General features: G+C 50.4%; 16 protein-coding genes. 11 read left to right on the forward strand and 5 right to left on the reverse strand.

The features are described 5' to 3' along the window. The first annotated feature begins 408 nt into the window (after positions 1–408). From JWG39_RS04635 to JWG39_RS04670, 8 genes are all read left to right on the forward strand, one after another. Positions 409–744: a hypothetical protein gene (locus JWG39_RS04635; protein WP_205218209.1), complete on the forward strand. Its 336-nt coding sequence runs from the start codon at positions 409–411 to the stop codon at positions 742–744. Between the two features lie 19 nt (positions 745–763). After that, a complete protein-coding gene (gene gabT / locus JWG39_RS04640) occupies positions 764–2014 on the forward strand; it encodes a 4-aminobutyrate--2-oxoglutarate transaminase (protein ID WP_205218210.1) in 1251 nt (416 codons plus the stop codon). A 332-nt stretch (positions 2015–2346) separates the two neighbouring features. After that, positions 2347–5133 (forward strand): molybdopterin-dependent aldehyde oxidoreductase, encoded by a 2787-nt coding sequence (locus tag JWG39_RS04645; protein WP_205218211.1) that lies wholly within the window; start codon positions 2347–2349, stop codon positions 5131–5133. Between the two features lie 103 nt (positions 5134–5236). After that, positions 5237–5713 (forward strand): Lrp/AsnC family transcriptional regulator, encoded by a 477-nt coding sequence (locus tag JWG39_RS04650; protein ID WP_205218212.1) that lies wholly within the window; start codon positions 5237–5239, stop codon positions 5711–5713. Between the two features lie 416 nt (positions 5714–6129). Next, on the forward strand, positions 6130–6270 hold the full coding sequence (locus JWG39_RS04655; RefSeq protein ID WP_205218213.1) for a hypothetical protein: 141 nt from the start codon (positions 6130–6132) through the stop codon (positions 6268–6270). Continuing rightward, the gene (locus JWG39_RS04660; RefSeq protein ID WP_205218214.1) at positions 6270–7796 is read left to right on the forward strand and encodes a Na+/H+ antiporter NhaC family protein; all 1527 of its coding nucleotides are present in this window, start codon (positions 6270–6272) and stop codon (positions 7794–7796) included. The genes JWG39_RS04655 and JWG39_RS04660 overlap by 1 nt, the downstream gene beginning before the upstream one ends. A gap of 623 nt (positions 7797–8419) precedes the next feature. Beyond that, positions 8420–9787, forward strand: coding sequence for a putrescine aminotransferase (locus JWG39_RS04665; protein ID WP_205218215.1), 1368 nt, complete (start codon positions 8420–8422; stop codon positions 9785–9787). An 87-nt stretch (positions 9788–9874) separates the two neighbouring features. Next, a complete protein-coding gene (locus tag JWG39_RS04670; protein WP_205218216.1) occupies positions 9875–11416 on the forward strand; it encodes a Na+/H+ antiporter NhaC family protein in 1542 nt (513 codons plus the stop codon). Positions 11417–12097: 681 nt separating this feature from the next. Here the strand turns inward: JWG39_RS04670 and JWG39_RS04675 are convergent. Both JWG39_RS04675 and tnpA read right to left on the reverse strand, forming a co-directional pair. Next, the gene (locus tag JWG39_RS04675) at positions 12098–12478 is read right to left on the reverse strand and encodes a RidA family protein (protein WP_205218217.1); all 381 of its coding nucleotides are present in this window, start codon (positions 12476–12478) and stop codon (positions 12098–12100) included. 115 nt (positions 12479–12593) lie between these two features. Beyond that, positions 12594–13013 carry an IS200/IS605 family transposase gene (gene tnpA / locus JWG39_RS04680; RefSeq protein ID WP_205218218.1) on the reverse strand — a complete coding sequence of 140 codons (420 nt, stop codon included), beginning with the start codon at positions 13011–13013 and terminating at the stop codon, positions 12594–12596. A 550-nt stretch (positions 13014–13563) separates the two neighbouring features. On the opposite strand from tnpA, the gene JWG39_RS04685 reads away from it, so the two are divergent. Then, a complete protein-coding gene (locus JWG39_RS04685; protein ID WP_205218354.1) occupies positions 13564–14952 on the forward strand; it encodes an FAD-binding oxidoreductase in 1389 nt (462 codons plus the stop codon). Beyond that, positions 14942–16264 (forward strand): (Fe-S)-binding protein, encoded by a 1323-nt coding sequence (locus JWG39_RS04690; protein ID WP_205218219.1) that lies wholly within the window; start codon positions 14942–14944, stop codon positions 16262–16264. The genes JWG39_RS04685 and JWG39_RS04690 overlap by 11 nt, the downstream gene beginning before the upstream one ends. A gap of 14 nt (positions 16265–16278) precedes the next feature. On the opposite strand, the gene JWG39_RS04695 is transcribed toward JWG39_RS04690, so the two are convergent. Next, complete coding sequence (locus JWG39_RS04695) at positions 16279–16482, reverse strand: hypothetical protein (protein ID WP_205218220.1); 204 nt, start codon at positions 16480–16482, stop codon at positions 16279–16281. Positions 16483–16492: 10 nt separating this feature from the next. After that, a complete protein-coding gene (locus JWG39_RS04700) occupies positions 16493–17776 on the reverse strand; it encodes a CDP-alcohol phosphatidyltransferase family protein (protein WP_205218222.1) in 1284 nt (427 codons plus the stop codon). 219 nt (positions 17777–17995) lie between these two features. On the opposite strand from JWG39_RS04700, the gene JWG39_RS04705 reads away from it, so the two are divergent. Continuing rightward, entirely contained in the window at positions 17996–18832 is an 837-nt protein-coding gene (locus JWG39_RS04705) for a tellurite resistance TerB family protein (protein ID WP_205218223.1), read from the forward strand. Between the two features lie 263 nt (positions 18833–19095). Here JWG39_RS04705 and JWG39_RS04710 read toward each other — a convergent pair whose 3' ends face one another. Continuing rightward, on the reverse strand, positions 19096–19452 hold the full coding sequence (locus JWG39_RS04710; RefSeq protein ID WP_205218224.1) for a carboxymuconolactone decarboxylase family protein: 357 nt from the start codon (positions 19450–19452) through the stop codon (positions 19096–19098). Positions 19453–19780 lie beyond the last annotated feature (328 nt).

The raw sequence follows: 19780 nt of genomic DNA on the forward strand, positions 1-19780 counted from the left end.
ACGGAACTGAGTCTCAAGGTGCCCTCAAGAAGTCGATTATCGACCATAATTGGGGGAGATTCTGCGGTATTTGGAAGCCAAAAAAAGCGTACGTGGTAGCGAATTTCTACCCGTAATCCTTATAACACCAGCAGGCCCCCTCGAAGTAATTCACGCAAAAAAATGCGTGATAACGAAGGAATAGCACTTTTCAGGTCGGGGAAGAGGTCCACCAGCTGGAATGGATTTTTTGCCGGGGCGACCCGTATTTTTTCCATGGGGAGCACAAAGCAACCTGAACGGGAACAACCTCTCAAGGTGAAGGCAGACTGGTCAGAATTCTTGAGATAGGTGTTGCATTCTTTTTTCTTTATTTGTATCTGCCTTCAGATTTACCTTCACCGCTGACAAAAATCGAATGGTCTCTCGTTGGGGGGGGTACCTGGTGTTATACTCTCTCTTGTTCAATCTATCGACAACGGAAGAAAAGGTGTAACTTCAGAAGAGATTGACTATCAGATGTTTGGTCATAAATATAAAAGCTTTCAGCTTACCAGTCAGTTGGCTGGTAGAGATATCATCGCGAGAGAAAATCTCTGTTTACAGGAAAATTCATCTCACGGTATGGTAGAAGGGATCCTGGAGAATAAGACTGGCCGCGCTTCTCTCCCGCAGGGAACACTCGCAACGCTGCAGAGGTTGACGAGATTGCCTGCGGGGGAGATCAGTGTGGCTGAGTTTTTTTACAGTCCAGGATGCGAATAATTTCACATGGAGATTTAAAATGGATACATCCAGTAACGCGGCTATTGAGGCTGTTCGCGAGAATGTTTTTTCCAAAGGGTACAGCTGTAGTACCAGGGCATTTATCGCCAAAGCTAAAGGTTCCATTCTCACAGATGTTGAGGGGAATGAAATTATCGATTTCGCTGGTGGCATCGGCGTCATGAACCTCGGGCACAGCCATCCGAAAGTCGTTGCAGCACTGAAAGAGCAGGCGGAAAATTTTACCCATACCTGTTTTATGGTCAGTCCTTACGCCAATGCCGTTGAGCTGGCTGAGCGACTTACTCAAGTCACTCCCGGAAATTTTGCGAAGAAAGTTGTTTTCGTCAACTCCGGTGCCGAGGCCGTGGAAAATGCGGTGAAGATTGCCCGTGCGTATACGAAACGGCCGGCAGTTGTTGTTTTTGACAGGGCTTATCACGGACGTACCAGTTTGACCATGGCCATGACCGCCAAAGTGAAGCCCTATAAATGGAATTTCGGTCCCTATTCCCCCGAGGTGTATCGTGCTCCTTACGGTGACATGGACGCACTGAAAAACTATTTCCTCACCGGAATTGATCCCGAAAGTGTGGCCTGTATGGTCATTGAAGGGGTGCAGGGTGAGGGTGGTTTTATTATTCCGGAAGATAAAAATTATTTCAAAGAACTGCATGCCTTCTGTAAAGAGAACGGCATTGTCTTTGTGGTTGATGAAATCCAGAGTGGATATGGTCGCACTGGTAAAATGTACGCTATTGAAAACTGGGGTGTAGAACCGGATTTGATCACTACCGCTAAAAGTATCGCTGTCGGGATGCCGCTGTCAGCGGTTGTCGGTCGTGCGGAGATCATGGATTCCGTACATCCCGGTGGCCTTGGCGGAACCTATGGGGCCAACCCGATGGCCTGTGCCGCTGCCCTTGCGGTACTTGATGCCTATGAGGAAGAACATGTGCTTGATCAGGCTGTTGAGCTTGGTAAAAAACTCACCGCAACCATTGAAAAATGGTGTAAAGATATCTCCATTGTCGGGGAGATTCGCGGTATTGGTTCCATGCGTGGTTTTACCATGCAGGATGCCGATGGCACTCCAGCTCCCGACAAGGTTAAAGCTCTCATTGCATACTGCTGGGATCATGGTCTCCTGGTCATTAACTGCGGGATCAAAGGTGATGTTATCCGTATGTTGATGCCGCTGACCATTGAAGATGATGTACTGCAAAAAGGTCTTGGTATTATAGAAGCCGGTCTCAAAGAGTTATCCTGATTTTTTCCTTTTCCTCCCGTGTCTGAGTTCTTCAGACGCGGGAGGTCCTGCCCGTTGCTTCGCATTCTCTCATCTTCCCTCTTCCCGTTTTTATGCGGATGGTGAACACTCCCCGCCGCCTGTTGTTGAGGTTGCTGCCTCTGCTTTTTTTCACGAATACCTTGTCGGGTCAATCTTTGAAGCGCTTGAATTTTTTGCGAAAACTGGTTAATTCGTTACCGATAACTTCTTTATTTGTAACAGGTCTGGAAGAAATTGTTTTGTCTGTTGCTTGTCAATTGCTGCCCTGTCCAGGGCGTTAATACCTCTTCAAACTCAAAGGAAAACAGATTATGTGTGACACCCATGAAAGCTGTCCAGCTCCAGAAAAAGATGAAACAAGACAACGTGTTTATCAGAAGAAAGAACTGACAGTTAATGGTTTGAAACAGATGGTCATCGTCGATGGCGAAGATCGTCTGGTGGATGTCATTCGTTCCCAGCTTGGACTGACCGGCACAAAAGTCGGATGCCGGGCGGGACAGTGCGGTCTCTGCTCCATTATCCTTGACGGTCAGGTGAAACGCTCCTGCCTGATCAAGATGAAAACGGTTGCCGATGGTGCTGATATTATCACCATTGAGGGTCTTGGCGATCCGGAAAATCTCCACCCTCTGCAGGCAGCCTGGATAAAATATGGCGGGGCGCAGTGCGGGGTCTGTACCCCGGGATTCATTGTTTCAGCCAAAGGGCTGCTTGATGAAAATACAGATCCTACCCGGGAAGAGGTACGGGAGTGGTTTAAAAAGAAACGGAATGCCTGCCGCTGCACCGGCTACAAACCACTGGTGGATGCCGTTATGGCCGCAGCGAAGGTGATGCGCGGAGAACTCACCGTGCAGGATCTGCTCTGGGACTTCAAAGAGGGCGAGAGTCTTCTCGGCAGTTACGCCCCGCGCCCCTCGGCGGTGGCCAAGGTGACCGGCCGCTGGGACTTTGGTGCTGACCTTGGTCTGAAGCTGCCGGCGGAGACCCTCCAGCTCGCACTGGTGCAGGCGGAAGTCTCCCATGCCAATATTCTCTCCATTGATACCAGTGAAGCATTGAAGATGCCCGGGGTTGAGCGGGTTCTTACGGCAAAGGATGTTAAGGGAACCAACCGTATCAACGGCATGGCAATGATGCCGGGCAACAAATGCGATGGCTTCGACCGCCCCATCATCTGTGATAAAAAGGTGTTCATGTATGGTGATGTCATGGCCATCGTTTGCGCCGATACCGGGGAGCACGCAAAGGCTGCTGCCAGTAAAGTAAAGGTGGAACTGGAAGAACTGCCCGCCTATATGAATGCGCAGGAGGCGATGGCAGACGACGCCATCGAGATTCATCCCGGTGTTCCCAATACCTACTATGAACTGCCCCTGGTAAAAGGAGCGGAGACTGCGCCATTGATGGAGGACGCAGACTTCAGTGCAGCGGCGCACTACTATACCTCGCGTCAGCCTCACCTCGTACTTGAACCGGACGTTGGCTTTTCCTACTATGACGAGGAGGGTCGTCTTACCATCCAGTCAAAAAGCATCTGCCTCTTCCTGCATATCGACATGCTCTATGAAGCACTCGGGGTGAAGCAGGATCAGATGCGCATCATTCAAAATAATATGGGCAGTACCTTCGGCTATAAGTTGAGCCCGACCAATGAAGGCTATCTCGGTGTGGCCACCATGGCAACCGGTCGCCCCTGTTATCTTGAATTTGATATGAAGCAGACCATTACCTATACCGGGAAACGGTCACCGACTCATGTTGATATAAAGATGGGTGCCGATAAAGATGGAATGATCAAGGCGATGGAGTATCAGCATATCTTTGACCACGGTGCGTATTCTGAATGGGGTGACCTGATCTTGTTCAAAGGGAACAGCTTTATTGGTGCCGGATACAATATCGACAATATTCGTGGATACGGCAGACTTGTCTGTACCAACCATGCCTACGGCACTGCCTTCCGTGCCTATGGTTCACCTCAGGCGTTGTTTGCCAGTGAGTGCATGGTGGATGAGCTGGCGGTGAAGATGGGGATGGATCCTCTGGAGTTCCGTTATAAAAACGTCTATCGGCCTGGTTCCACCACGCCCCTCGGCTGTTCGCCGTTGACGTTTTCTCTGCCGGAGATGATTGACTGGCTGCGTCCGAAGTATCAGGCGGCTCTGGAAAAGGCGAAGCAGAATTCCACTGCCGATAAAAAATGCGGTGTGGGCGTCTCCCTTGCCACCTACTCTGTGGGCGGAGACTTTGAAGATGCCTCCGAGGCCTGGGTTGAACTTCAGGCGGACGGCGGTGTCGTGGTCTATAACTGCTGGCAGGATCACGGGCAGGGGGCCGACATGGGAACCCTGACCATTATTCATGAGGCGCTGCGTCCCCTTGGAATCCCCGTGGAGAAGATCAAATTTATCTTGAATGATACAGCCACCGCTCCGGATGGCGGACTTTCGGCAGGAAGTCGCGGACAGGTCTATTTCGGCAGTGCCATGAAAGACGCCTGTGATAAAATGCTTGACGCCATGCGCAAAGATGACGGCAGCTTCCTCAGTTACGATGAGATGGTGGCTGAAGGAAAAGATCTCCTCTATAAAGGGGAATTCTCCACCACTGAATTCTGCACCATGATTGATGAGAAGACCTCGCAATGTAATCCCATCGCAATGTATATGTATGGCATGATAATGTCCGAGGTGGTTGTTGACATCAACACCGGCAGGACTGAAGTGAAGAAGATGACCATGGCCATTGATGTCGGCAAGGTTATCAATAAAAACTCTGTTGATGGTCAGATGATGGGTGGCCTGGCCCAGGGGGTTGGATTTGCTCTCAGTGAGAATTTTGAAGATCTGAGCAAACATACCGATCTTCTCCGCTGTGGTCTGCCTTACAGTACAGATATTCCAGATGAGTTTGAACTGGAATATTTTGAAACTCCACGGGAAAACGGGCCGTTCGGGGCCTCCGGAGCGGGCGAGTTGCCTCTCTCCTCTCCCCATGCCTCTATCATGAATGCCATCGCCAATGCGACCGGTGTGCGGGTGCGGGAACTGCCTGCCACGCCGGACAAGGTGCTGGCGGCCTTGAAGGGATAAGGTCCTGAAAAATCCATCTCTCGGAGTTTCTCGGGAGATGGATTTTTGCTTCAAGGTTCCCCAATGTCCTTTTAAATGCCCTGTGGGGCGAGGAATGCCTGGTATGAAAATTGATGCAACGGACGCCACTATTCTCAAGCTGCTGCAAAAAAATGGCAGAATGTCCAACACGGAGATAGCCCGCCTGAGCGGAGTGTCGGAAAACACCGTCCGCTACCGCCTGCAGAAGCTGCTGAAAAGTGATTTCTTTCAGATTGTCGGCATTGTTGATCCACTCAAACTGGGCAACGGTCTTGAAGGGACAATTCGCCTCAAAGTAGATATAAAACATCTCCGTGAAGTGGGTTCTTTCCTCTCTTCACTGCCACAACTTTTCTATGTTGCCCGGGTCTCTGGCAGCGCAGATTTTGAGGCGTCCTTCTTTGTTAGAGGCATGAGCGAGGCGAGGGCGCTGATTGACCATATCAACGCCGAAGAGGGGGTGGTGGATACCGATATGGTTATGGTTCTTGAGTATGTGAAAGAACGCTACGACTATGGTGAGTATGAACTCCATCCTTCAGAAGACAGCTCTGAGTAATTCTCTTTGCTTTTTTCCTCTCGCTGTGTCGTCTCCTCTCTTCTCAATGTGTCGAGTTTTTCTGCATTTTGCCTGACAAACAAATGTAATAATAATGAGATTTTCATCAGCAGTGCAAATTTATGCGAAAAATATCGAAATTCGCCATAATTTCGTGATATGAGTGTCATTTTGTGTCATCGATGCAAGGAATATTTGATTTTCAGTTTGCTTATTGCATGTTTCCGGTAAATAGAATAAAAAAACAAAACTGTAAGGGCTGTCGTTGATAAACACTGGCAGCCTGATTGTAGAAAATGCCTTTTCCTCTGTCTGACGCGCTTTTCAGGCACTCCAGTGATAGCCCGATTTCGGGGAAAGAGGCCTGCTTCCATACAGGAGCCAACTGTCAAAATATCTGCCAAAGGAGATTTGAGTTGACTGGTAAAGAAGTACAGATGCCTGGAGGAAAAACTGGCGGATATCGCCTGATCATTGGGGCCGTTGAGAAGGCCTTTTCAGATGTTCCTGTTCCTGCGGAGGGAATCCCCCCTCTGCTGCCTGAAGGAGACTGGTAATGGTTAAAAGAAAAGTGGAAAATGATGAGGCAGTTGATGAAACGTCAGTTTCTCCTGAATCCCCATATCCTATGGGGCTTCTGCTGTCAAAGAACAAATTTTTCGTCGAGTATTCCCTTATTGCCCTCGTTTTTATCATCTCGATTCTCATATCGCCGGATAATAAAGCGGATTTTGGGGTGATATGCTGTATCCCCGCTGCATTTCTTCTCACATTTATTCTCGCAACAAAGCGTATTCTTGAAGGTCTGACCCTGGCTTCTCTGCTGGCCTTCATGATGGCTGCCAAGGGCTCTTTCTTCGGTACCATGAACGAAAGTCTGCTCAAGGTTATGACCGACGATGACACGCAGTGGCTGTTTATCGTCTGTGGTCTGATGGGTTCTATTATCGCTCTTATTGAGCGCAGCGGTGGTGCTGAAGCATTTGCCCGCTGGGTATCGAAACGGGCAAAGTCCCGTAAGGGAACCCTGTTGTGGACCTGGCTGCTCGGAGTTGTCATCTTTATTGATGACTATCTTAACTCACTGACTGTCGGTGCCTGCATGTCACCGATTACCGACAAACACAAAGTCCCCCGGGAGATGCTGGCCTATGTCGTAGACTCCACCGCCGCTCCGGTCTGTGTACTGATCCCCATCTCCACCTGGGCTGTGTATATTGGTTCGCTGCTGGAGCAGTCCGGTGCCGCGCCGGAGGGAGGAGGGCTGAAGTTCTTCATTCAAACTATTCCCTATAACTTTTACGCCTGGGCTGCGGTCCTCATTGTGCCTCTGGTGATTGTTGGTATTATTCCGATTTTCGGGCCGATGAAGAAGGCTGAACAGCGTGCGGCAGAGACGGGGGTTCTTGCACCTCCAGGCTCTGACAAGATCGATATCCGTGGCGACGTAACCCTCGAGCCCCCTGAGCATCCAAAGATTTACAATTTCTTTCTGCCTATTATCGTGTTGATAGCCTCAACAATCTATTTCGATATCGATATGCAGTCGGGGGTCCTCTTCACCGTTGCCTTCATGTTTCTGCTCTATATTCCGCAGCACCTGTTCTCGCCGGAGGCTTTTTTTGATACCTGTATTACCGGGATCAAACAGATGCTCTTTCCGCTGGTGATGGTTATTCTCGCACTGACCTTTGCCGCCGCCAACGAACAGATCGGCTTTCTGCAGTATGTTATCGATTCCGGGACACGTGTAATGACGCCGGAGCTGCTGCCGCTCTCCATTTTCATTGTCCTCGGGATTACCGAGTTCATCATGGGGTTGAGCTGGGGAATGTACGCTATCGCCATCCCCATCGTTGTTCCACTGGCGAAATCTCTCGGTGTTGATCCCTATGTGGCTATAGGCGCAGTGTGTTCAGCAGGGGTGTGGGGCTCACACATCTGTTTCTACTCAGATGCGACCATTCTCAGTTCGGCAGCCTCTGGTTGTGATAATTTCCGCCATGCCATGACGCAGATGCCCTATGGTTTTCTTGGTGCACTTATCACTGCAGGACTGTTCCTTTTCGTAGGATATTTTTAAGGAACAGTTTCGCGGACGTCTGGTGATTGAGGGGGTTTCTCCCTGCTCAGCAACCGCACAGGCACAGAAAGAAAAACAGAAGCCGGAGTCTCCCTGAGGGAAACTCCGGCTTCTGTTTTTTTTCTTTATGATTTTATGATCTTCTCTCTGCTGTAATTTTACGTAAAATAGCAGTGGAAAAGTAATTAAATTACGCCATTTCTCTGCGAAAATTACATTTATTGGCGTGATTTTTAGCGAAATTCGCCATGATCGCTTGACAGGCACTTTCTGTTATGTCATATTTGTAACGAATATTAGTTCTGGGGTATGTTTTGTCCCTGTTCCATCCTCAGCAGATTTTTTTCCTGCTGTGTTTCTGCAGCTGCCCAAAAAAAGCATAGATTTAAACCAATTTTACTCGGAAGATATTTTTTTTAGGGCAGAAAATAAAACAAAACTGTGAAATTGATTGTTTCTGAAGTGCCGTTTTACTCAGGTCGTAAAAAAACCATCGTTTCTCTGCGTTGCCGCTGGCTTTCAGATTTTCCTGTGAAGCCTCCGCTCCGGCTCGACGAGAGACCAGCTCTCATGCGAATCGTTTGAGAGCTGTCTATTCAAACACTTACCGAAGGAGATTTCCCATGGCTGACCAGAATCCTGCAGCGCGCAATCTTGATGCCGCTTACGCTGAAGCAAAGAAAATGAATGATATAATTCTCACTCCCGAAGAGAAATTGAGCGAAGCGGAGCGCAGGTGGGTGGCGGAAGGAGTGTCGGATAACTTTGCCAATCACGTCAACAAGGGTTTTCTTGAATATCGTAAATCCGTTACCGAAACCGATGACTTCGCTCTCACTGACTGGTATGGCCAGGGATCAATACTGCGCGATGTTATGGGACGTGAATATATCGATATGCTTGGTGGTTATGGCCTTTATGGACCGGGTATCCGCCACCCGAAAATTGTTGCTGCAGTGAAGGCTCAGCTTGATCGCAGCCCTCAGTACAGCCAGGAAATGCTCGACCCGCTGCGTGCCCAGCTTGCCAAGGTTATTGCCAAACTGACTCCCGGTGATATCCAGTATGGTTTCTTTGCAAACTCCGGGACTGAGGCTGTGGACGGAGCGATGAAACTAGCCAAACTCTATACAGGCAAGAAGGGTTTCATCTCTACAATTGGCGCTTTCCATGGCAAGTCTCTTGGAGCGCTTTCCCTGCTTGGAAAATCAGTCTTTCGCGAACCCGTACTGCCCCTGCTTGAAGGAGTGCAGCATGTGCCTTACGGAGATGCAGACGCCGTGGAAAGATTGTTGCAACTCGCAGAAACCGTTGGACGGGACATTGCCGCCGTGGTTGCCGAGCCAATCCAGGGTGAGGCAGGCGCTGTTGTTCCTCCGGATGATTACTGGCCGAAACTGCGTGAGATCTGTACCCGCCATAAGGTTCTTCTTATCGCCGATGAGGTGCAGACCGGGTTTGGCCGTACCGGGAAGATCTTCGGTGTAGATCACTGGAATGTGGCTCCTGATATCATGTGTTTCGGCAAGGCTCTTGGTGGCGGGGTTGTGGCGATGTCCGGCTTCTTCTCTACCGCAAAAATCTGGAAGTGCATGGAGCCCAATCCCTTCATGCATACCACAACCACCGGTGGCAATCCGCTGGCCTGTGCGGCCGCGCTGGCAGCGGTTACCGTTCTTCTTGATGAGAAACTGGCTGACCAGGCGATGGAAAAAGGGAAATACATCCTGGAAAAAGTCAGTGCGATGCAGAAAAAATACCCGAAAGTCCTCAAAGGAATTCGGGGCCGTGGTTTGCTGCTGGCAATGGTCTTTGAGGATGATGAGACTGGTTACAAAGTTGCTTCCGGACTCTTCAGCCGCAATGTGCTCGTCGCCGGAACCCTGACCAATTCAAAAACCATCCGTCTTGAACCAGCTCTTACTATTCCCTATGAACTGATCGACGAGGTAATGGTACGGCTTGACGAAACTCTGGCCAGCATCGCTTGATCAACGGGGTCCCGGAGAAGAACACCTTTCTCTGGGGCTCCGCTTCCTCTGGCGGTATGTATGCCGCCATTTCAAGGAGACGTATTGATGGCAAAAAGAAAGGCGGACCATGCAAAAGAAAACAACACAAAAGTAAGGCAGGACTCCCATGTTCAGGTTGAAGCACCGCATCTTGCGGGCTTTTTGCTGACTAAACACCGATTTATCCTCGAGTATTCCCTTATTGCCCTCGTTTTTATCATCTCGATTCTCATATCGCCGGATAATAAAGCGGATTTTGGGGTGATATGCTGTATCCCCGCTGCATTTCTTCTCACATTTATTCTCGCAACAAAGCGTATTCTTGAAGGTCTGACCCTGGCTTCTCTGCTGGCCTTCATGATGGCCGCCAAGGGTGCTTTCTTCGGTACCATGAACGAAAGTCTGCTCAAGGTTATGACCGACGATGACACGCAGTGGCTGTTTATCGTCTGTGGTCTGATGGGTTCTATTATCGCTCTTATTGAGCGCAGCGGTGGTGCTGAAGCATTTGCCCGCTGGGTGTCGAAACGGGCAAAGTCCCGTAAGGGAACCCTGTTGTGGACCTGGCTGCTCGGAGTTGTCATCTTTATTGATGACTATCTTAACTCCCTGACTGTCGGTGCCTGCATGTCACCGATTACCGACAAACACAAAGTCCCCCGGGAGATGCTGGCTTATGTCGTAGACTCCACCGCCGCTCCGGTCTGTGTACTGATCCCCATCTCCACCTGGGCTGTGTATATTGGTTCGCTGCTGGAGCAGTCCGGTGCCGCGCCGGAGGGAGGAGGGCTGAAGTTCTTCATTCAAACTATTCCCTATAACTTTTACGCCTGGGCTGCGGTCCTCATTGTGCCTCTGGTGATTGTTGGTATTATTCCGATTTTCGGGCCGATGAAGAAGGCTGAACAGCGTGCGGCAGAGACGGGGGTTCTTGCACCTCCAGGCTCTGACAAGATCGATATCCGTGGCGACGTAACCCTCGAGCCCCCTGAGCATCCAAAGATTTACAATTTCTTTCTGCCTATTATCGTGTTGATCGCCTCAACAATCTATTTCGATATCGATATGCAGTCCGGGGTTCTCTTCACCGTTGCCTTCATGTTTCTGCTCTATATTCCGCAGCACCTGTTCTCGCCGGAGGCTTTTTTTGATACCTGTATTACCGGGATCAAACAGATGCTCTTTCCGCTGGTGATGGTTATTCTCGCACTGACCTTTGCCGCCGCCAACGAACAGATCGGCTTTCTGCAGTATGTTATCGATTCCGGGACACGTGTAATGACGCCGGAGCTACTGCCGCTCTCCATTTTCATTGTCCTCGGGATTACCGAGTTCATCATGGGGTTGAGCTGGGGAATGTACGCTATCGCCATCCCCATCGTTGTTCCGCTGGCGAAATCTCTTGGTGTTGATCCCTATGTGGCTATAGGTGCAGTGTGTTCAGCAGGGGTATGGGGCTCACACATCTGTTTCTACTCAGATGCGACCATTCTCAGTTCGGCGGCCTCTGGTTGTGATAATTTCCGTCATGCCATGACGCAGATGCCCTATGGTTTTCTTGGTGCACTTATCACTGCAGGACTGTTCCTTTTCGTAGGGTATTTTTAAGGAAATCAGAAAAGAAGAATTTTTGCACTTCCTGGCGGGCGGCAGATTTTGGTTGTCTGCTGTCTCCGGGAACAGATAAAGAATGTAGAAAGCCGGGGCCTCCACAGGGAGACTCCGGCTTTCTGCATTCTTTTCCCAGCAGTTCCCGGCCCCTGCAACGCAGCTTAAGAACAAAGAGTTCATTGAAATTAAAACGGGACGGAAAGGAGACAGGAGAAAGGGAAAAGCGGTAAGACAATTTTTTACCGCGAAGAACGCGAAGAAACGCGAAGGAAGGCAAAAGACGGAAAGACAAAGACTGAATGGGCAACGAAATACGCTAACCACGCGAAAGAAGGCAAAAACCTTTGAGAATAAAGATTTTTTGAATTAAACAGGGAATTGCTGTTGTATCTTTACTCTTTGCGTTCTTCGTGTCCTTCGCGGTGAAATTCTTTGTATTTTTTTTCGCTGTTCTATTTTGTATCCCAATTACCTTTTTTACTGACCAGAGAACGCAACTGCGTGGACATCTCTTTTGGCGATTACGAATGAGTAATAATTCGTGTTTATTCGTGTCCATTCGTGGTTCCTTTTGCAGTTTGTAACCACGAATGGACACGAATTTTCACCAATACAAAAGGGTACCTTGAATAATCTTGTATTTCGTTCATATTCAAGGTAGCCAAAATGTAAATGGTATTATTTCTCTTCTACCGCAATAGCGGTAATTTCCACCAGAACATCATGTGGCAGCCGGGAGACCTCGACGCAGGAGCGGGCGGGGCGGTGGGCACCCATGAACTCAGCATAAACTTCGTTGAAGTCACTGAAATCATCCATATTGCTGAGATAGATGGTTGTCTGGGCAAGATCAGTGATCTTAAGTTTTCCAGCCTCAAGAATACTCCCGAGATTGGTCAGAGCCTGTCTGGTCTGTTCCCTGATCTCTTTTCCGACGACTTCGCCGGTTTGGGGATGAAAGGGTACCTGGCCGGAAATAAAGCAGAGGTTTCCCACGCGGACAGCGGGGGCATAGGGGCCAATGGCGGCGGGGGCTTTATCAGTGTTGATATATTCCATGGAATGCTCCTTATTCAAACTATAGCAGAAACAGCAGAACCGCTTTCTCTGCTCGATGAGGCGGTTTTGCTGCAAGAGATGGTTTTACAGCGTATCCTTCAAGTTTCCCGTACCCTTATTCTTCCGATGTCTGCTGTTCTTCTATGTACTGGCGAATAATGCTGATTGGTGCACCGCCACAACTGCCAGCAAAATAAGAAGGGGACCACAAGGCGTTGTCCCATAATTTTTCCTTGATATCGGCATATCTTTTTTTCCGAATCATCCGGCTCGACACACCTTTCAGGCTGTTTACCAGTACCGATACCGCAACCTTCGGCGGATAATTCACCAGCAAATGTACATGATCATGTTCCCCGTCAAATTCCACAAGTTCCGCCTCAAAATCGGTACAGACTTTCGCAAAGATATCACGTAAGTCCTCAATCATTTCAGCAGTGAATACTCCGCGACAATATTTCGTCACGAAGACCAAGTGAACATGCATGCCAAAGACACAATGCCTGCCATGTCGAATATCGTTGTTGTTTCTCATAGACTAAATATAATATAATTATCAGGCGTATTCAAGCATTCAAATTCCAGGGAACATTGAATACCTGGTCACCTCCTTTGTTACAGTCAAAAAATTATCCCTGGAGGTAAGCGCCAGACTCCGATATAAAAGTTATGGGTGGTAGATTCTGTGTGGACATCTTTTTTTGGTGATTACGAATGGATAAACAGGATGTAAAATTGGTCGCAATGGTGATAACGATGACCTTACACATCATTGGTGAAAAATCGGTACAACAGTGATTCCGGCGATGATGTAGAGACAAGGCATGCCTTGTCTACACGGTGACGATAAACGTAACGATAACGGTGGAATGATTTGTAATATATGGAATAAACTGGTAGCAATTCCCGGAATTATTAAGAGCAGATGTAACCGGGATTGGGTCTCCTTGAAATGGGGTTACAACTTAATGGGAATAGCATAATGGAGAAAGAGTGAATGAAAGGATTCTACCGTGTATTGGCATATTTGCCGCTGGTCGTTGGCTGCAGAGCGGCGGGAGCCAAACAGATTTTCCGAGGTTGCCATGAGCAGTCTTGAGAGGCGGCTCGCTGCGGTTGTTGGCAGGAACCGGGTGACAACGACAAAGACCGATCGTCTTATCTATGGGTTCGACGCCGGGCGGGGCCGATTTCTGCCGGAAGCGGTGGTGTACGCCGAGAGTGCTGAGGAGGTGGCGGCGGTGATGCGTCTCGCCGGAGAGTTGAAAGTGCCGGTGGTGCCGCGGGGCGCGGGCAGCGGCCTCACCGGTGGTGCGCTGGCGGTGCACGGCGGCATCGTGTTGTCGCTCACACGCATGAACCGTATTCTGGAAATCGACACAGAGAATCTTCTTGCGGTGGTGCAGCCAGGGGTTGTTACTGCTGAGCTGCAGGCACAGGTGGAAAAACGTGGTCTCTTCTATCCTCCGGATCCTGCATCAAAAGAGTTCAGCACCATTGGCGGGAATGTGGCGGAGTGTGCAGGCGGGCCCCGTTGCGTGAAATACGGTGTCACCCGTGATTATGTGCTCGGCCTTGAGGTGGTAACGCCTGCCGGCGAGATTATACATACCGGCGGCCGCACCCTGAAAAACGTGGTTGGTTTCGACCTCACCCGTCTCTTTGTCGGTTGCGAGGGAACGCTGGGGATTGCCACGGAGATTACTCTGCGACTGCTGCCGAAACCGGAGGCAAAGAAGACCATGCTGCTCTTTTTCTCCTCCATCGACGGGGCGGCGGAGTCGGTCTCGGCGATTATCAGTGCGCGGATTATCCCTGCCACCCTTGAGTTCATGGACCGTGCAACCCTCGCCTGTATTCGCGGCAGAACAGAGATTGACCTTCCCGAAGAATGCGGTGCAGCGTTGATTGTTGAGGTGGACGGCTGCCGGGAGTGGCTCGACGGAGAGGCGGCGCGGGTGATGGCGGTGGTTGCCGGCAGGGATGTCATTGGCAGTGTCGTGGCGGAGACGGAGGAGGAATCCGAGCGGATCTGGCAGATGCGGCGGGCGGTCTCTCCGGCCGTTCGCGAACAGGCACCAGACTGTTTCAACGAGGATATTGTGGTGCCGCGGTCAAAGATCCCGCAGATGATTCGCCGTCTTGAGACACTGTCGGTGGAGTCTGGTCTGCCCATCGTCAATTTCGGACACGCCGGAGATGGCAATATCCACGTCTATATCCTCACCGACCTGCGCGAGGCCGGGATGGAGGCGCGGGTGGACGCGTTGATTGAACAGGTCTTTGCGGCAGCTGTTGAGCTGCGCGGTTCCATCTCCGGCGAGCACGGAGTGGGGCTCGCCAAGGCCCGCTATCTCGATATGGAGCTTTCCCCGGACACCATCGCGTACATGCGTACCCTTAAGCGGGCGCTGGATCCTGATAATATCCTCAATCCGGGAAAAATTTTTCTCAGAGGACGGGATGATGAATAACGTTCTTGTGCAGAAAACTCCTGGCAGACATAATGTTCTCGAAGATTTTGCCGATGCAATACAGAGATGTGTACGATGCGGCGCCTGCCAGGCATACTGTCCGGCGTGGTCTGCAGGACGGCGTGAGGGGGATGTGGCCCGGGGTAAAGTGGCGGTGGCTGCGGCAATGCTGGCGGGAGAACTCGGACGGGGTGCAGAGCTGGAATCGGCTGCGCGGCAGGATATCAGTCTTTGTCTGATGTGTGGCTCCTGTACCTGTGGCTGCCCCAATGATGTCCCCACCGCTGAGATTGTCGGCGCGATACGCCGCGAGGTGGCAGCAGAGGCTGGCCTTTCCGCTGTGGGTGTTGGTGTTGCCGCTCTGCTTGGCAGTAAAACCCTGATGCGTGGTGTGGCCGCAGCGGGCGCGGCACTGGCCCCGCTGATGATGGAGAAAGTCCCGGAGAGCAGTGGCCTGCGGCTGCGGTTTCCGCTGGACAGGCTGCCAGCTGTTGGTGAGAGAATTTTGCCCGCTCCGGCGGGGAAGAGCCTTTTTGCCCGCCTGCCGGAACGGATTGAGGGACAGCCGGGAAGGCCGAAAGTGGCTTTCTTCGCCGGTTGCGCCATCACCTGGCTCTTTCCACAGATCGGGGAAAAAATGGTGGAGGTCCTTGTCCGTCTCGGCTGCACTGTTTATTTACCGAAGGGGCAGGGCTGCTGCGGGATGCCCGCACTCTCCTCGGGAGATGGTCCGCTGGTCAGCCGTCTTGCTTCGGCCAACGTGCGGGCCTTCGCGCCCCTCAACGTTGATTATATAATTACTGCCTGTGCTTCCTGCGGCAGTGGAATCGGCGAATATTACCATACCATGGGTGGTGATTCCGCCATCCTGGCGAAGAAAGTAGTGGATTTCACCGTTTTTCTCGAAGAGGAGGGCGTCTGCGAACGGCTGGCCGCGTTACCGAGAGCGGTGAAACGGCAGAAGGTCTGCTGGCATGATCCCTGTCATTTGAAAAATCGGGGTATCCTTGCGCCGCCGAGGCATCTGCTTGCCGCTCTGCCGGGGGTCGATTTTGTTGAGATGGAAGGGGCGTCCCGTTGTTGTGGTCTTGGCGGAACCTTCTCCGTTCATCACAGTGAAGAGAGCCTTCTCATTGGAGAAAAAAAGGTGGAAGGAGTGCAGGAGTGCGGTGCAGAACTGGTTGCTACTGCCTGCCCCGGTTGCGTGATGCAGCTTGAGACTTCCCTCTGTCGGGCGGGGTTGCCCGCGCGGGCAGTTCATCTGCTGGAGCTGTTTGGCGAGGCGGAACTGGCCGCGCTTGCCAACGACTGACACCAATCACATTTTTATTGACCAGAGAACGCAAAGAATAAAGACAGAACAACAGCAATTCTCTGTTTAATTTTAAAATCTTTTTTTAAGTTTTTTGCCTTTATTCGCATGTTTAGAGCTTTTATTCGTTGGCAAAAAGTTTTTCGCTGTTCCGTCTTTTGCTTTTTCCTGTCTCCCGTCTCCTTTCTCCCTTTTCCCAGCCACTTTTCTTTGTTCATTCCTGCCTGGTTACAGGGCGTGGCGCTTGCCAACCACCAGATAGATAAGGCAGGATGCGAGAATCATCGCTCCGAAGAGGTTGACACTGCGGGTCTTGATCAGAAAGGCGACAATGATAATCAGTCCCGCACTCAGGCTGAAAAAGATCGGTTTGGGAACACTTTTCAGAATGATTCGTCCGAAGTGGGCGAAGTGCAGGTGGCTGACCATCAGGGCGGCGGAGATGAGAGCGCAGACCAGCAGGCCGGCGGGAATCTTGAACAGTGCTGCTCCGAGGACCAGCAGGGCACCGGCGGGGCTGGGAAGACCGTTGAAGATGCCGGGAGCCAGATCTGTGCGTTTTTTGTCCACAGCCACGAAGCGGTAGAGACGGAAGGCAACCGCCCCGAGGAAGATCACGGCTACCAGCCAGCCATACCATTGCGGGCTGATTCTCGAGATGATGTAGGATGGTGCGACGCCGAAGCTGATGAAGTCGGCAATGTCATCAAGATAGGGACCGTATTGAGTGCCGCCGTGCAACTCCGCCATGCGGCCATCAAAGAGGTCAAAGAGCTGGCCCGCGATAATTACACAGACCGCCAGAGCGAAATGCCCCTGAGATGCGAAGTAGAGGCTGAGAATGCCGCAGGAAAAGTTGAGGGTGGAGAGGATGTCGGCATAGAGCCGGTTGGGAACAAATTTGAAAACAATGGAAGCACTTGCCAGCACAATACAGGCCACCAAAATTTCATCACCCATGTTGCTTATCCCCGGGTTGGCGGAGCGCAGAGCGCAGAAGATGACCAGCCCGAAGCAGATCATCGCCTTGATCTTGCCAAAGTTGTTGGCGGCACCGGAGATCTTGAACAGCGTCAGCATCGGCCGGGCACCGAACTGGCCCAGCACCTCGATGACAATCAATGTTATCACAAGGGGTATGGAGAGTTGACCGCGGTATGCGAAGGCGAGCATCGCTGGCAGATAGGTAAGTTTGTCGCACAGCGGATCAAGTGATTCACCCTGGGGGGTGACCAGGTTGCAGTTGCGTGCCACCACTCCGTCTACTCCGTCGAGTACTGCTGCGAAGGTGAAGATCATGATACCGAGGTTCTCAAGGTGGAGAGGGAAATAGAGCGGCAGGGCGATGAGGGCGAGCGCGGTGCGCCAGTAACAAATGGCATTGGGATGGCAGAACCAGAGATGGTTCATGACATACTCTTTTGCTCCTGGACGGCGAATGGCCTGTGTTGTCCAGTAGTAAAAACCAACACCAATAGCGACTGAGAGACAGATAATGAGAATACGTTCCATGGCAACTCCTTGAAGAAGATAATTTGACCATAAGTTTATGGGAAAACAATGCGGCCGTCAATCCCTGAGAATTTGTTTGGCAGGTAATTCAATTTTTCTCGTCAGGTGGTTGTGAGGCCTTCTGTTTCGCTTATAATAGTAAGAAGCGTAATGGCGGTGAAATTTCACCGCCATATTTTTCGAGTGAGTAAAAAAAATTTCCTATCACAGGAGGGAAAAATGGCAGGATTTGCAGATATTCTCGGTTCTCTCGTTCAGTCAGGTATGGCTGGCAGCGGTAACAATCGTCTCACCAGTGTTCTCGGCAGTCTTCTGGGCGGTACCGGCGGAAAGGAGGGAGAGGGAGATTTGATGAGCAGTCTTGGCGGCATGTTTAACCAGGGCGGTGGTCTCCAGGGCGGTGGCCTCGGTGATATGCTGGGCAGTCTTCTCAGCGGACTTTCCGGCAGCCAGAGTTCTCAAGGGGGACTGGGGGGTGTGATTGGTGATGTTCTCGGCAATCTTGGTAATAACAAATCCGCCATCAGTGGTCTCGGTGCCCTTGGCGGTGCTCTCATCGGTGGTGGTAGAGGCGCGGCAAAGGGCGCGGTCGGTGGCGGAGCCCTTGCACTGCTTGCTTCCCTCGCGGTCTCCGCACTGAAGCGGGGCGGACAGACTCCGGTGCAGACCCCTGCTGCACTCTATGAAGAGCCGCAGCAGGCTGATCTCGACAACGAGGCAGAGATTCTTGTGCAGGCGATGATCAATGCTGCCAAGGCCGACGGTAAACTGGATAAGACTGAGATGCAGCGTATTCTTGGCAAACTGGATGATGATGGTCTCACCGACGAGGAAAAACAGTTTTTCACCAGTGAGGCGCAGGCCCCGCTTAATCTCGACGCGGTGATTGCTTCTGCGGGGGGACGTCCAGAACTCGCGGCACAGATCTATGCGGCCTCCCTGCTCACTATTGAGGTGGATACCGCTGCCGAGCAGCAGTATATGCAGCAGCTCGCCCGGGGACTTGCTCTTGCTCCTGAAACGGTTGCCTATATTGAGCAGTCACTGGTAAAATAAGGTGATACTATTCCGATTAAGTTATGCCCTCGCTAAATGCCATTTTCACTTTCTATTGGCGAATTTAAAGGCAGGGACGGGAAAAGGGAGGCAGGAGAAAGGCAAAAAACTTTAAAAAAAGATTTTAAAATTAAAGGGTTCCTTGAATAATAGTATCCTTGTGTGTGAAACCTGTCTGGCAGGCTGCCCGAAAATGCCCGCAACCACTGTGTGGTTACGGGCATTTTTTTATGGGGACTCTGAAGAATTGATTTATGGGACCCTTATGCCTTTACAAATTCTCCTTCAAATTCGTCTAAACTTTCTTTAAGTAAAGTTCCCGAATATGCCATTGAAGGGCCACCACCAAATGCAACAGCCACCATAGCCGCTTCATTAATTTCTTCTCTGCTTGCTCCAGCTTCTAACGCTTTATAGCAGTGATATACGATACAATATTCACATCTTGTAAAACATCCAATTGCAACACTAATTAACTCTTTATTTTTCAAATCTATTGCATTTGGTTTATATGAAGCACCTAATAATCCCATAAATGCATCAACTGTCTCTCCATTAGTTTCTCCTAAAGCACCTAATCCATTTACAAATCCGTCCAAAATTTCTCTAACATTGTACATGATACAATCCTCCTGATATTTGTTTTAAGAGTTAATGCGATGGTTTCAAAAACATATAAATGTATACTATAATTGGATATTTTAATCGACTAAAATATCCAATTTCTTTAGATTTATCAAGATTTTTTTGATTTTATTCCGGGCTATCGTTAAACCAAAACCATTTTGAAAATCATTGTCTTTGGACATCCTGGTATATCAATCTGAAACCCCTGTGTTTTTCTGCACCTCCCGGGATGTAGAAAAAGCCAATTTATCCCCATCTGAGATAATCCAGCATCTGGAGAATATTGGCGGTAAAGAAAACATCGAATAATCGCCCATCTTC

The sequence above is a fragment of the Desulforhopalus vacuolatus genome (assembly GCF_016918505.1).
Lineage (GTDB): Bacteria > Desulfobacterota > Desulfobulbia > Desulfobulbales > Desulfocapsaceae > Desulforhopalus > Desulforhopalus vacuolatus.

Excerpts from the sequence above, each read along its gene's own strand:
- JWG39_RS04650 (WP_205218212.1), top strand. The coding sequence starts at position 5,237 with ATGAAAATTGATGCAACGGACGCCACTATTCTCAAGCTGCTGCAAAAA.
- JWG39_RS04670 (WP_205218216.1), top strand. The coding sequence starts at position 9,875 with ATGGCAAAAAGAAAGGCGGACCATGCAAAAGAAAACAACACAAAAGTA.
- JWG39_RS04675 (WP_205218217.1), bottom strand. The coding sequence starts at position 12,478 with ATGGAATATATCAACACTGATAAAGCCCCCGCCGCCATTGGCCCCTAT.
- JWG39_RS04665 (WP_205218215.1), top strand. The coding sequence starts at position 8,420 with ATGGCTGACCAGAATCCTGCAGCGCGCAATCTTGATGCCGCTTACGCT.
- JWG39_RS04660 (WP_205218214.1), top strand. The coding sequence starts at position 6,270 with ATGGTTAAAAGAAAAGTGGAAAATGATGAGGCAGTTGATGAAACGTCA.
- JWG39_RS04705 (WP_205218223.1), top strand. The coding sequence starts at position 17,996 with ATGGCAGGATTTGCAGATATTCTCGGTTCTCTCGTTCAGTCAGGTATG.
- JWG39_RS04695 (WP_205218220.1), bottom strand. The coding sequence starts at position 16,482 with ATGAACAAAGAAAAGTGGCTGGGAAAAGGGAGAAAGGAGACGGGAGAC.
- gabT (WP_205218210.1), top strand. The coding sequence starts at position 764 with ATGGATACATCCAGTAACGCGGCTATTGAGGCTGTTCGCGAGAATGTT.
- JWG39_RS04685 (WP_205218354.1), top strand. The coding sequence starts at position 13,564 with ATGAGCAGTCTTGAGAGGCGGCTCGCTGCGGTTGTTGGCAGGAACCGG.
- JWG39_RS04690 (WP_205218219.1), top strand. The coding sequence starts at position 14,942 with ATGATGAATAACGTTCTTGTGCAGAAAACTCCTGGCAGACATAATGTT.
- tnpA (WP_205218218.1), bottom strand. The coding sequence starts at position 13,013 with ATGAGAAACAACAACGATATTCGACATGGCAGGCATTGTGTCTTTGGC.
- JWG39_RS04710 (WP_205218224.1), bottom strand. The coding sequence starts at position 19,452 with ATGTACAATGTTAGAGAAATTTTGGACGGATTTGTAAATGGATTAGGT.
- JWG39_RS04700 (WP_205218222.1), bottom strand. The coding sequence starts at position 17,776 with ATGGAACGTATTCTCATTATCTGTCTCTCAGTCGCTATTGGTGTTGGT.
- JWG39_RS04645 (WP_205218211.1), top strand. The coding sequence starts at position 2,347 with ATGTGTGACACCCATGAAAGCTGTCCAGCTCCAGAAAAAGATGAAACA.